This is a genomic window from Schinkia azotoformans (assembly GCF_035811335.1).
GTDB classification, from domain to species: domain Bacteria; phylum Bacillota; class Bacilli; order Bacillales; family Bacillaceae_J; genus Schinkia; species Schinkia azotoformans.
Map to the genome: position 1 here is coordinate 19,604 of NZ_JARSMD010000005.1, position 12,889 is coordinate 32,492.

The following is a 12,889-nucleotide window of genomic DNA, read 5'->3' on the forward strand; positions in this document are numbered from 1 at the left end:
TTTAAAAGGATGAGCGTTTTTGCTTATCGTTTTACCTAAAAACCTTTTTAGAATGGAGTCATTATTTTCCACTGGTAGCTTCGTTAACTAATTCCACAACTTCCTTTGCAGTACCCATCTGTACTGCCTTTTCTACTAATTTTCCCATATCTTTTTTAGAAAGACGGAGTATTTGCGAGCGTGCCTTTAGAATTGAAGACGAACTCATCGAGAATTCATCTAGACTAAGTCCAAGTAATAATGGAATTGCTGTTTCATCTCCAGCCATTTCACCACACATTCCAACCCATTTCCCTTCGTGATGAGCTGCATTTATCACCATTTTTACTAATCGCAAAATAGCAGGGGAATATGGTTGATATAAGTAAGAAACCCGTTCGTTCATACGGTCGGCAGCCATTGTATACTGAATTAAATCATTGGATCCAATACTGAAAAAGTCAACTTCTTTCGCGAATTGATCTGCCATTAATGCAGCTGAAGGAATTTCGATCATGATCCCCAGTTCAATATGATCTCTAACCGCAACTCCGTCATCAATCAACTTTTGTTTTTCTTCCTGTAAAATCTTTGTTACTTCGCGGAATTCGTCCAATGTCGCAATCATTGGGAACATGATTTTTAGGTTACCGTAGGTACTGGCTCGAAGTAAGGCCCGCAACTGAGTGCGAAATATGTCTTTCCTTTCAAGACAAAGCCGAATGGCACGAAAACCAAGAAATGGATTCAATTCCATTGGCATTTCTAAGTAGGGCAACTCCTTATCACCACCAATGTCAATTGTTCGGACCACCACTGGTTTCCCATTCATTGCTTCTAAGACAGCTTTATAAGATTCAAATTGTTCTTCTTCAGATGGGAGTTGACTCCTCCCCATGTATAGAAATTCCGTTCTAAATAGACCAATCCCTTCGGCACCATTATTAATTACACTTTCTAAATCGTTTGGTGTTTCAATATTGGAGGTCAATTTGACCTGGTGACCATCAGCTGAAATTGTAGATTCCTGAATAAATTTCGTCAATTCTAATCGTCGATTTTCCAAACGGATTTGTTCATTTTCATAATAGGTAAGCGTTTCTGGTGTAGGATTAATATGGACCTCCCCTTTTATCCCATCAACTATGATTAGGTCCCCATTTTCAATTTCTTCAGTTGCTGTTTTTGTGCCAACTACTGCAGGGATTTCCATGGAACGAGCCATGATTGCGGAGTGGGAGGTTCGTCCCCCCATATTAGTGGTAAAGCCTTTAATGAATGTGTGGTTTAGTTGTGCCGTATCCGAAGGTGTTAAATCCTCTGCGACGATAATCACTTCTTCAGAAACCAAACTAAGGTTAACTGCTTGGGTGCCTAATAAATGTATGAGAACCCGTTTTACCACATCATGAATATCTGCTGCTCGTTCCTTCATATAATCATTATCCATTTGCTTAAACATTGAAATATGCATATCCACCGTTTCCTGCAAGGCCTGCTCTACATTCACTTTTTCAGTTTTAATTTTTTCTTCTATTGGTAATATGAGTTCGGGGTCAGTTAGAATCAGCAAATGCGCTTCAAATATTGCTGCCTTAATCCCATCCTGATCTGTTTTTGATTTTTTATGAATGGCCACGACTTCTTCTTTAGCGATGGACAATGCTGCACGGAAACGTTCAACCTCCATTGCTGTATCTGTTATTGTTTTTTTATCAAATGAAAGGTCTGGTTCAACTAACTTGCAGGCTTTCGCAATTGCTATACCTTGCGAGGCAGCAATCCCCTTTAACACACTCATAATCGTTCTCCCTTATAGGCGCTTTCAAATTACTTCCCTTATTTTTCGAAAAAAATAATTAAATATTCAATGGAGGGCTCAAACAACTAAAAATGACTATCCAGTGGACAGTCATTCTTAAAAAGAAGTATTAATTATAAATCGTTAATTACGATATAAGATGCTTTAAATGGACCGTGAACACCAACAACTAATTTTAGTTCGATATCTGCTGAATTACTAGGACCACTAATAAAATTAACACAAGACGGCACATAACCTGTCTTTTCATATACTTCTCTTATTTTTTGGGCACCTTGTGTCATTCGTGCGACAATTGAACTTTTCGGAATAAGTGCAATATAAGTTGAAGGTAGGAAGCCCACCGTCCGGCCTCTTTCTTTATCACTAAATAATACAACCGTTCCCGATTCAGCAAGAGTAACTTCACTTATTGTAATCCCAACATTGGCATTCTCTGCTACTTTTACATTCTCGTCGCCTTTTGTGTAATCCCATTCATGAACATCGATATTTTGATTCGGCCATTCTTCTTTAATAAGAGGATCGAGTCCCCATTCGGTGAAACGGTCATCCTTCCATTTCACAATAGGGCCGCCACCGTATTCGTTTACGACTTTGGTAAGTACTTTGGATAAATCTTTTATATCCGTTATATATAGACTTGTGTGGATCTTTTTACATTGCTCTTTTAATATATCAAGGAGTTCATCCTGTGTAGCATCATGAAATACTTTATCCTGTGGCCGATATTTCCAAGTTGGGCTTTCAATTTGCGAAGATACCCTAGAACGCCCAAGTTGGCCGGCGATTTTATTTAAAAATTTATCACGATTTTGGATTGTCCCAACCATTACTTTTTCCCTCCTTTTTCACGGTTCTTAAACCAGTCCCTAAATCTTACTTTATTTGGTGCTGGGAACTCACGAATTTCCGTCCATGCCTTTAATGGACCGGCGCCTTTTGAGATTTTATCTCCGACGGTAAAAGGACTCATTGCCGTAGGGGCAACTTTAGAGCCAAGTTTATATAATGTAGGTGACGCAGCACCCAGACCAAATGCTTTCATAGCGAGTTTTTCTGAAATCGGTGCTTTCCCTTCTTTTTCAACGATAATTTCCCGATGCTTGTGGATAAGCTGATGCAACGGAATTTTTACCGGACAAACCTCAGTACAGGCCCCGCAAAGTGTTGATGCATATGGAAGTTCTTTGTATTTATCGTAGCCACCAAGGAGCGGTGATAGCACTGTCCCAACCGGCCCGGAATAAATAGAGCCGTAGGAATGTCCGCCAATATGACGATAAACAGGACAAACATTTGCACAAGCAGCACAACGGATACATTGCAGTACAGACTGGAACTCTCCACCAAGAATGTCGGATCGACCATTATCAATAATCACTAAATGAAATTCTTCCGGGCCGTCTACAGCCCCTTCTTCTCTTGGACCTGTAAGTACTGTGACATAGCTTGGAAGCTTCTGTCCGACCGCACTTCTGGTCAGCATCGAAACTAAGACTTCCATTTCTTCGAAGGTTGGAACAAGCCGCTCCATTCCCATGACCGTAATTTGCGTTTTCGGCAAAGACGTTACTAGATCTGCATTTCCTTCATTCGTTACCAAACAGACGGAGCCTGTTTCAGCTACCGCAAAATTGCAACCCGTAATCCCAATATCAGCCGTTAAATATTCCTGACGCAACATTTCTCGAGCATGCCATGCCAATTCTTCATGGTTGGCCGACTTTGTATAGCCGAGCTTTTTTGTAAAAACATCACGAACCTGTTCTTTATTTTTATGAAGGGCAGGGGCAACAAAGTGGGAAGGTGGATCGTGATCGTCTACCTGCAAAATGTATTCCCCAAGATCAGTCTCAATGACCTGACATCCCTCAGTCTCCAAAGACTGATTTAAACTAATTTCTTCGGTTACCATTGATTTCGATTTTACAATTTTCTTAGCGTTTTTCTTCTTAACCACTTCTTGGATATATTCAGTAGCCTCTTCCTTTGTTTGTGCAAAAAAGACATGACCACCCCGTTTTGCAACATTTTCACTTAATTGCTCCAAGTAATAATCTAAATATTGGAGCACATGCTGTCTGATTTCTTCGCCATGGTTGCGCCATTCTTCCCAATTTCCAAGTTCTTGGACAGCCAGCTGTCTTCTTGCTTCAATGCTGTCCTGGGCACTTGCTACAGCCCCCCGCATAAAATCATTATGAATTCCTTTATCAACCCGTTCATTAAACGGTTGATTCCCTATTTCAATCGGCATCGTTACTCCTCCTTTTCGTTAACGGCTGTTTAAAATTTCTGCAATATGCATAACCTTAATTGGTTTTCCTTTTCGCTCAATCCGTCCACCGATATTCATTAGGCAGCCTGCATCGGCACCAATCAAATATTCAGCACCCGTTTCCTCTACATGTTGTACTTTTTCATCAACCATCTGCTCTGATATTTGTGCCATTTTAACGGAGAAAGTACCACCAAAACCACAGCATTTTTCTTTACCTGGCAGTTCGGTAAACTTTAGGCCCTTGACATTTTTTAATAAAATCATTGGAGGTTCTTTAACCCCTAATAGACGTGTCATATGACAAGATGTGTGATATGTAGCCGTTCCTTCAAATCGTGCCCCTACATCCTCCACTTTTAACACTTCGACGATAAATTGGGTTAGCTCATATGTTTTATCTGCCAGTTGTTTCGCCTTTGGTTCCCAGACGGGATCCCCAGCAAATATATGAGGGTATTCCTTGAACATATACGCACAAGAACCTGAAGGGGACACCACATACTCAGCATCCTTAAATGTTTCAATCATCAGCTTCATCGCTTCTTTTGATTCTTTAACATATCCGCTATTATAGGATGGCTGCCCACAGCAAACCTGTGATTCTGGAAAGTCGATCTCACAGCCAAGCCTTTCTAGCAATTCAACGGTTGCTTTTCCTACATTGCTTTGAAACATATCGACTAAACATGTAGCGAACAATGATACCTTCATTTTTTCCAACTCCCTACTTCTCTTCTTATAGGATAATCAGGTCATCTGATGACTTAATTATAAAAAATCTTATTGCTAAAATTATGATACAACAAATGTTTAGACTTTTTAAGATGTTTCCGAAAAAAACTGATCGCGATTGGGAAAATCGTTAAAGAAGATTTTCATTATGATTAAAATATTGCTTTAACATATCCTCCACATTTTCAAGGTGTCGAAGCATCGTCTGTCTAGCTTCTTCCTCTTTTTCCTCCTTAATTGCTTTAAAAATATCCATATGCTCTTTGTAAAGACGGTCAAGATTACTATAGTTTGAGAAAATCCATACTTTGCGAATTTCCTTCATACTTTCACCCATGAGTCCTGAAACTTGATTCATCAATTGGATTAATAAAGGATTATTTGATGCCTCTGTTACTGCTAAATGAAACTGTAAATCAGCCGTTTCGCCAAGCTCCTTATTCGCATTTTTCATGTTGTTTAGCGCAGCTTCCATTGAGTCGAGCTGTTCAGTTGTTCTTTTTTTAGCAGCAGCCGCCGCGGAACCAACTTCAATAATTTTTCTGACTTCCAGCAAATTGAAAATATCCTGTTTATTCATGAGAATGGCCATCGATAATGGAAAGGTAATATTGTTAGTATCAAATTGTTTTACATAGGTGCCCTCTCCTTGTTTCATTTCAACAAGTCCCATTGCCCTTAAAGAGGTTAAGGCTTCGCGTATAGCAGACCGGCCTACCTGGAAGTTTTCAGCCAACTGCTGAACAGATTCAAGTTTGTCCCCCGGTTTTAATTTACCGGAGCGGATCATTTCATGAATAGCTTCGGCGACTTCCTCATAAATTTTCTTTGGTTTAATTTTTTTGTAATTCAAGTTTTGATTCACCCCCCTAGAAAGTTTATCGTTATTATTATTTTTATCATACTGGTTATGAGTATACTTGTCATCAAAAAAAGCCATCAAACTGGCGATATCCAGATGATGGCTTTTTATTATGCTAATCGCATTTTAAAATCTTGATAGTTAAATTGATGTACAACTCGGCAGTCTCCGTTTTTATCTTGAACGGCAATGGTTGGTAATGGCATTCCGTTAAATGTTGTGTTTTTAACCATTGTATAAATTGCCATGTCGCCAAAAACAAGGCGCTCTCCACCTTCTAATGGCTGATCGAAGGAATAGTCTCCAATGGTATCACCTGAAAGACATGTTTGTCCACCAAGGCGATAGGTGTATGGCTTTTCACCTGGTTCACCTGAGCCAATCAACGGCGGGCGATACGGCATTTCCAATACATCAGGCATATGACAAGATGCTGATGTATCTAAAATTGCAATATCCATACCATTTTTCAAAGTATCTAGAACGGTAGTGATTAAGAATCCGGCATTTAATGCTACGGCTTCACCTGGCTCAAGGTAAACGTGCAAGCCGTATTTATCCTGCATTCGCTTAATACACTCTTCTAATAATAGAATATCATAGTCTTCTCTTGTAATGTGGTGTCCACCACCAAAGTTAATCCATTCCATCTTCGAAAGATATGGTCCAAACTTTTCTTCCACAGCATCAAGCGTTTTAGCAAGATCATCGGAATTTTGCTGGCATAGTGTATGGAAATGCAGACCTGATATACCTTCCAATTGATCTGGACGGAAATGCTCGATCGTTACACCAAAGCGTGAACCCACTGCACATGGGTTATAAATATCATGCCCCACCTGAGTAGAGCATTCTGGGTTGATGCGAAGACCGATTTTTTTTCCAGCCTTCAAAACTTTATCGCGAAACTTTTCAACCTGTGAAAAGGAATTGAAAATAATATGATCGCAATAAGAGATAATTTCATCAATTTCATCTTCACGGTAGGCTGGGGCAAAGACATGATTTTCTTTCCCCATTTCTTCATACCCAAGCTTAGCCTCATATAGGCCGCTTGCTGCTGTACCGCTTAAATATCTTCCAATTAGTGGATACATCGTATACATTGAAAATGCCTTTTGTGCCAAAATAATCTTAGCCCCTGTACGCTCCATGACCCCGTTCAAGATTTTAAGATTCTTTTCGAGCAAGTTCTCATCTACTACATAGCATGGTGTCGGTAATTCTTCAAAACGCATCTTATCCTACTAACTCCACTTCTTTAGATTTCTTAGAATCCCCTGATTCTTCTGGAAGTGCATCCACAAGAACTGGGTTAAAGTCTTCCTTCCAAGGGAGTCCCCAAACATTTAATGCTTCCATGAATGGATCTGGGTCAAATTCTTCAATATTGTATACGCCTGGCTTATTCCACTTACCAGTCAAAATCATCATGGCACCAATCATCGCAGGAACACCAGTAGTATAAGAAATAGCCTGTGAACCTACCTCTTTGTAGCATTCTTGATGATCACAAACATTATATACGTAATAAGTTTTATCTACTCCATCTTTTTTACCTTTAAAGATACAGCCAATATTTGTTTTTCCAACTGTTCTTGGACCAAGTGAAGCTGGGTCAGGTAATACTGCTTTCAAGAACTGAAGCGGAATAATTTGCTTTCCTTCATATTCAATCGGCTCAATGGAAGTCATGCCTACATTTTCAAGACATTTTAGATGTGTTAAATAGCTTTGGCCAAATGTCATGAAGAAACGGATTCGCTTGAGTCCAGGCATGTTTTGTGCAAGTGATTCAAGCTCTTCGTGATATAACAAATACATATCTTTTTCGCCAACTTCATCGAAGTTGTATACGCGCTTGATTTCCATTGGTTTTGTTTCAATCCATTCGCCGTTTTCCCAGTATCTTCCGTTCGCAGAAACTTCACGGATGTTGATTTCAGGGTTGAAATTTGTAGCAAATGGATAGCCATGATCACCGCCGTTGCAGTCTAGGATATCAATGTATTCAATTTCATCAAAATAATGCTTAAGAGCATAAGCGGAAAATACACCTGTTACACCTGGGTCGAAGCCGCTGCCTAATAGTGCAGTAATACCAGCTTTTTCAAAACGCTCGCGGTATTCCCATTGCCACTTATATTCAAACTTCGCAGTATCTTCTGGCTCATAGTTTGCAGTATCCATATAGTGTGTTTTTGTGGCAAGACAAGCATCCATAATAGTTAAATCTTGATATGGCAATGCTAAATTCATAACGATATCTGGTTTTACTTCATTAATTAATGCGATTAGCTCATCAACATTATTTGCATCAACTTGGGCAGTTGTAATTTTTGTTTTTCCACCATCTAATTTCGCTTTTAATTCATCACATTTAGATTTAGTACGGCTCGCGATACAAATTTCTTCAAATACCTCGCTGTTTTGAACACATTTGTGAATTGATACAGCAGCAACTCCGCCACAACCAATAATAAGTGCTTTTCCCATTTTTCCGCTCTCCCTTATAATAGATTTTTATTTTCAACAACTAAAAAATACCAAACAAAAAAAGCAAGTGTATAACCGCATTTTTCGCGCGCACACTTGCTTTTGATATCATCATAAATATGAAGATTAGCTTAAACTTAAAACAAAAAAGCACAACAGTTTAAGCCAGCCATAAAATTCTAGCAATCTTATGGAAAAGCTCTTCAATATTCAAAATATATCATTTAGGCTCAGAGTCTATATAGCAAATAATCGCCTTTACCACTCTTATTGACCGTTTCACAAGTTGTGTGCACTATGCACTGGTTGTAAAGTAACCAACTTATAAAATTTGAGCTTTTAACTCAATCAATAAGGTAACCTAAGTTACCAATCGGCATTTGACCCGGCTGTCCGTATGGCCTTAACTTTTCTTTAAAAAAGTGGTCAAAATTATCTGCTTGGAAAGACTCATAATTTTGAATATCCGCTTTCCATTACTAATAACTCCATTATAGTATCAACAATCAAAAAAAATATCAATAAAAAAATCAAAAAAAATAATTAAAATTCTTGGAAACTTGTCGAAAAAACACAAAATCTCCAAAAAGGTTATATTTACAGGTCTATATCAACAAAAGCCATTTCCTCTTCGACTTCTTCGATATCCCTCATTTGATGGGCAATTCTTGATGCTGCACATGCGCATATGCTGGCCACTAGATCATCTAGGAATGTGTGGACGCCTCCTCCACCTTTTGTGTCCAACTTTTTGATAATACCTATCTTATTTTTATCTAAATAGCCATACGTCGTAACAGCGATACTTCCATATGTGAGTACTGCTCCTAAACCTATGGTTTCGTCAATTCCGAATAGACCTTCATCGCTCTCTACAATCGATTGCAAGGGTTCGGATAACTGCCCTCTCTCAGCAAGACGGTCCAATTCAATACCAACAAGAATCGCATGTTGAATTTCACGCTTTCTTAAAACCCGCTCAACTGAAAAAACACAATCCTCTAGCGTTAAACCACCGTTAAATGGCCTTTGCATTTCATATACTATTTCTGCAATATCTAAAACGGTCACACCACGTTCTTCGAGTAGATTTTTTGTCGCTTCTTGCACATCTCGGCTATGTACCCTTTTTGTCATTGTTACTTTATCCCCTCTCCGATTTTTAAATACATTATAACATGTCTTTTTTTGTACTATAGGAATGTTTATAATATTATTGATTATAGTATAAGAAAAAGGGCCTTTAGGTCATACCTTTGGGTACATCGTAATTTGCCATTATGGGCAAATCACGTGTTTTTCTTATCGTTTGTGTTAAATTTCTTGAACTTTTGTTATAATATTACAGTATAAAATTTTGTTTTAGGAGGAACTACCTTATGAAATATGGTATTGTTATTTTCCCATCCAAAAAGCTTCAAGACTATGCAAATTCTTTTCGAAAACGGTACGATCCTCACATCTCTTTCATTCCTCCCCATGTAACTCTTGTGAATCCATTTGATTCGACGGAAGAAGAAATAAAGAGAATCATCCAAAATCTTAATAATATTGCTTTAAATTCATCACCTTTCACCCTTGAGGTCTACAAAGCCAAAACCTTTCATCCGGTAGCCAACAAAATTTTCCTAGCTATTAAAAAGGATGAAGAGTTATTAAACCTTCACGGTAAACTTAATGCTCATGTATTTTCCAATAAAGAAAAAACAGAAAGCTTCGTTCCCCACATCACAATTGGACAAAAACTTTCAAACCCTGAACATTCTGATATAGTGGGACAGCTTACAATGATGGACGTTGCCCATTCCGAGGTCGTGGACCGTTTCCATTTGTTGTATCAATTAAATAACGACCAATGGACAACGTATGAGACATTCCATCTTGGAAAGTGACCACTAGACTGTCTTTTTTGCAAGTAAAAAATATAAGTTATGCGCATATTTGTCTAGTTCCAGCGCCCAGCGACTAGTAAACTTCGCCCACCTCCCTACGATAAGTCACCATCGACTCACTACGTTCGTCGTGGTTCTTTTATCTCAGTCGATGTGCTCCAGTTTATACGTCGCTAAACGGGCCGCTTATGCTTTTCTTATTAGCCGATTTTAGTACCATTTGGGGTCTCTACATCCGGTTTCAGAAGAATAACATCCCCTTTTTCCGGTATGCCGCCAAGCACTAACACTTCAGAACTAAAGCTGGCAATCCGTCTTGGTGGAAAGTTAACAACGCCCACTACTTGACGACCTACCAAGGTTTCAGGTTCGTATCGTTTCGTAATTTGCGCACTTGTTTGTTTAATTCCAATTTCTTCGCCAAAATCGATTTCCATTTTGATTGCAGGAATCTTGGCCTCCGGGAAGGGCTCCGCTTTTAATACTGTACCAATTCGTAAATCCAACTTCAAAAAATCATCAAACGTTGCCATCTTTTTTACCTCTTTCACTTTTTGAATATAATTGTACCGCAACATAAAATCAAATGCACCTTATGTATTTGTGCCCAGATTTTTTAAGCCCACAGGATGTGGGTCACAAAGACGTTGCCACAGGAAGTGGCGTTCTTAGTCTTTGATCTTAACTCGAAAAACTACCTTTGAAAATCACAAGGCTCGCCGGAGGCTTAACTTTATTCAGTAGGGATTTAACCTATATTAAATTGAATACAGGATTAAATTCCTTCCACCAATTATGGAAATAGGGGACTCATACTGAATAAAGTTAAATGCAAAAAAATCCCCCGCCAAATATAGAGTAAGCAAGGGATTTTTCATATTAATAACTCTTTTTTAGACTGTTTCATTAAAGTGCTTTCCTTTTCCTGTAATCTCGGATTTTTTTCTAGCCTTGGCCTCTTCGTATTTATCCTCATAATCTGTTTTTCCTTTAAGTTTGGCCCGCATTGTAACTTTTTCCACAGGTTTTACTACAAATGGTGGTCCATCCTTTCGAATAATCCGATTTGTGTATTGTGTAGATTGCTCATTGTTTATTGGTAATATATAGCCCACAACCGCCACCTCCTGAAGATTTCTTTTAAAAATAGACTATCGAATCGAAATGCTTCCTTGTTCATCAATTCTGGCTACAATGTTTGTCATATCCTTTGTAAACTTATATACTCTTTTTCCGATCTGGATGGTTGTTTCAGAGAACACATTTTTTATCGTAATAATTTGGTCATGAGGAACACAGATTAATGTCGGAGTGCCACCTTTGCTGCCTGCTTCCTCAAGCCTTGCACCGAGTCCCGCAAAAAGTCTGCCCCCACGAACAAAACCCTTCACTTCGATCAAACCCTTGGCAAAGATTGTACAATTATAACAACCCTGTTTATTAATAAATACATCACCAGAGGAATAAATAGTACTGTTTATCGCTGATGGCATTTGAACAAATACACCGATTTCAGTTTCGAAATTCGATGGTTCTAGAAGTTGATTCATAGTTTCAACTTGTTGTTCAAACTCACCTGATATTTCAATTCTTTCACTATTTCCAACTAGGATTTCACTTGCTATTACATTACTATAATGTGTGATTGATTGCCCCGCTTTTATTTTTGCCTCACTAGTCGTACCCCTAATTTCAACTGATCCATTAGCGACCACTTCCATATGATTTTCTACATTACCACTTATGACAATATCTCCGTTGAATCTAAGATTACCAGATTCAAGACCAACATCCCCCCGATGTTCAAGCTTAGGGAGGACAGTTATAATGGCAGTGTTTCCTCGCTTTTGCACAGATGGTCTCCCCATTGAAGTAGCCAAAATTTGATGATCGCTGATCTTTACTCCCCTTCCCGCTTTCACAACTAGCGGTTGTACCGGCTTCGGCACTATTACTTCACCTGTAACGCCCTTTCCTGCTAAACCCTCGATTGGATCATGAATAATCGCAATGGTTGTACTAGCCTCAATTGATGGAATATCCAGCCCTTCCCGGAAGTCAATCGAGCCGTCCTTTCGTTCTTTAAAGCTTTTACCTTCCTTGACATCAACCAGATACTCTAACCAGCCATTCTTTCCTTCAACAGGGCTTTCCCCTTTAGCGATAATAAATTCACCATTGGTCTCTGCTTTGCAGGCTGCATCAATTTGTTCTTCCTGAATTCCCGTCGTAATTCCAAGGCTCATTAACCTTTTATGAATTTCTTCAGCTGTTAAAGTTAAATTCGGAATTACAGTTTTTATTGCTTCTAGTTTTATCTCACGTGCTGGCTTTTGATCCCGCAGCTTATAAAAAGTTTTTGTACCTGGTTCAACTTTTAAAGTAGCCGTTAACCTATCCTTAGTCATTTCAATCTTCCATTTTGTCTCGATTTCCTCGTTCTTAAAATTAACTTTTACTTGATCACTCTCTGAAATCGTACACTTGTCTTTCATTAGCTCATTATTTTTATATAACAGAATCGTAGGCGGGACATGGACCATTAATTTTTCCTTCTCACCGGTAGAATCAATGCAATGGATAACTCCGGATTCAACCCACACTTTTCCTTTTTGAAGTGGCAGACCCTTTGGCTTAGGCGCAGCTTTTCTTTCTATTCGAACTTCCGCTTCCTTTGATCCTATTTTTAAAAACCCTTTTCTTCCTTCATTTAAGACTTCAATGTTTACTTCTTCTTTTGTAAGGCCTAAATAGGCTAATCCATTGGCAATTGCTTCCTCAACTGTTTTCCCTGTAAAAACATTAAGTGTACTCACCACGAT

The 12,889-nt window shown here is 38.7% G+C and carries 12 protein-coding genes; 1 reads left to right on the forward strand and 11 read right to left on the reverse strand.

Annotation, left to right across the window (positions count from 1 at the left end; all coding sequences use genetic code 11):
- Nucleotides 1–61 precede the first annotated feature (61 nt).
- From ptsP to P9E47_RS02380, 8 genes are all read right to left on the reverse strand, one after another.
- Nucleotides 62–1,780: a phosphoenolpyruvate--protein phosphotransferase gene (ptsP, locus tag P9E47_RS02345; protein WP_326162523.1), complete on the reverse strand. Its 1,719-nt coding sequence runs from the start codon at nucleotides 1,778–1,780 to the stop codon at nucleotides 62–64.
- 134 nt (nucleotides 1,781–1,914) lie between these two features.
- On the reverse strand, nucleotides 1,915–2,634 hold the full coding sequence (locus P9E47_RS02350; RefSeq protein WP_326162524.1) for a LutC/YkgG family protein: 720 nt from the start codon (nucleotides 2,632–2,634) through the stop codon (nucleotides 1,915–1,917).
- Nucleotides 2,634–4,061 carry a LutB/LldF family L-lactate oxidation iron-sulfur protein gene (locus P9E47_RS02355; protein ID WP_326162525.1) on the reverse strand — a complete coding sequence of 476 codons (1,428 nt, stop codon included), beginning with the start codon at nucleotides 4,059–4,061 and terminating at the stop codon, nucleotides 2,634–2,636. The genes P9E47_RS02350 and P9E47_RS02355 overlap by 1 nt, the downstream gene beginning before the upstream one ends.
- A gap of 18 nt (nucleotides 4,062–4,079) precedes the next feature.
- Nucleotides 4,080–4,796, reverse strand: a complete 717-nt coding sequence (locus P9E47_RS02360) for a (Fe-S)-binding protein (protein WP_004432055.1) — start codon at nucleotides 4,794–4,796, stop codon at nucleotides 4,080–4,082.
- A gap of 151 nt (nucleotides 4,797–4,947) precedes the next feature.
- Entirely contained in the window at nucleotides 4,948–5,670 is a 723-nt protein-coding gene (locus P9E47_RS02365; protein ID WP_004432052.1) for a FadR/GntR family transcriptional regulator, read from the reverse strand.
- Nucleotides 5,671–5,789: 119 nt separating this feature from the next.
- Entirely contained in the window at nucleotides 5,790–6,917 is a 1,128-nt protein-coding gene (gene nspC / locus P9E47_RS02370; protein WP_326162526.1) for a carboxynorspermidine decarboxylase, read from the reverse strand.
- A 1-nt stretch (nucleotide 6,918) separates the two neighbouring features.
- Nucleotides 6,919–8,175 carry a saccharopine dehydrogenase family protein gene (locus P9E47_RS02375; RefSeq protein WP_004432018.1) on the reverse strand — a complete coding sequence of 419 codons (1,257 nt, stop codon included), beginning with the start codon at nucleotides 8,173–8,175 and terminating at the stop codon, nucleotides 6,919–6,921.
- 597 nt (nucleotides 8,176–8,772) lie between these two features.
- Complete coding sequence (locus P9E47_RS02380; RefSeq protein WP_004432016.1) at nucleotides 8,773–9,312, reverse strand: phosphatidylglycerophosphatase A family protein; 540 nt, start codon at nucleotides 9,310–9,312, stop codon at nucleotides 8,773–8,775.
- A gap of 242 nt (nucleotides 9,313–9,554) precedes the next feature.
- Between P9E47_RS02380 and P9E47_RS02385 the strand changes: the two genes are divergently transcribed.
- Nucleotides 9,555–10,067, forward strand: coding sequence for a 2'-5' RNA ligase family protein (locus P9E47_RS02385; RefSeq protein WP_004432014.1), 513 nt, complete (start codon nucleotides 9,555–9,557; stop codon nucleotides 10,065–10,067).
- A 200-nt stretch (nucleotides 10,068–10,267) separates the two neighbouring features.
- On the opposite strand, the gene csaA is transcribed toward P9E47_RS02385, so the two are convergent.
- The 3 genes from csaA to P9E47_RS02400 all read right to left on the reverse strand — a co-directional run bounded on the left by csaA (nucleotide 10,268) and on the right by P9E47_RS02400 (nucleotide 12,883).
- Nucleotides 10,268–10,600 carry a chaperone CsaA gene (gene csaA, locus P9E47_RS02390; protein ID WP_004432013.1) on the reverse strand — a complete coding sequence of 111 codons (333 nt, stop codon included), beginning with the start codon at nucleotides 10,598–10,600 and terminating at the stop codon, nucleotides 10,268–10,270.
- Between the two features lie 360 nt (nucleotides 10,601–10,960).
- Nucleotides 10,961–11,182 (reverse strand): hypothetical protein, encoded by a 222-nt coding sequence (locus P9E47_RS02395; protein ID WP_004432011.1) that lies wholly within the window; start codon nucleotides 11,180–11,182, stop codon nucleotides 10,961–10,963.
- A gap of 36 nt (nucleotides 11,183–11,218) precedes the next feature.
- The gene (locus P9E47_RS02400; RefSeq protein WP_326162527.1) at nucleotides 11,219–12,883 is read right to left on the reverse strand and encodes a flagellar assembly protein A; all 1,665 of its coding nucleotides are present in this window, start codon (nucleotides 12,881–12,883) and stop codon (nucleotides 11,219–11,221) included.
- Nucleotides 12,884–12,889 lie beyond the last annotated feature (6 nt).

Coding starts and splice junctions, on each gene's coding strand:
- ptsP (WP_326162523.1), bottom strand. CDS start 1,780: ATGAGTGTGTTAAAGGGGATTGCTGCCTCGCAAGGTATAGCAATTGCG.
- P9E47_RS02350 (WP_326162524.1), bottom strand. CDS start 2,634: ATGGTTGGGACAATCCAAAATCGTGATAAATTTTTAAATAAAATCGCC.
- P9E47_RS02355 (WP_326162525.1), bottom strand. CDS start 4,061: ATGCCGATTGAAATAGGGAATCAACCGTTTAATGAACGGGTTGATAAA.
- P9E47_RS02360 (WP_004432055.1), bottom strand. CDS start 4,796: ATGAAGGTATCATTGTTCGCTACATGTTTAGTCGATATGTTTCAAAGC.
- nspC (WP_326162526.1), bottom strand. CDS start 6,917: ATGCGTTTTGAAGAATTACCGACACCATGCTATGTAGTAGATGAGAAC.
- P9E47_RS02375 (WP_004432018.1), bottom strand. CDS start 8,175: ATGGGAAAAGCACTTATTATTGGTTGTGGCGGAGTTGCTGCTGTATCA.
- P9E47_RS02380 (WP_004432016.1), bottom strand. CDS start 9,312: ATGACAAAAAGGGTACATAGCCGAGATGTGCAAGAAGCGACAAAAAAT.
- P9E47_RS02385 (WP_004432014.1), top strand. CDS start 9,555: ATGAAATATGGTATTGTTATTTTCCCATCCAAAAAGCTTCAAGACTAT.
- csaA (WP_004432013.1), bottom strand. CDS start 10,600: ATGGCAACGTTTGATGATTTTTTGAAGTTGGATTTACGAATTGGTACA.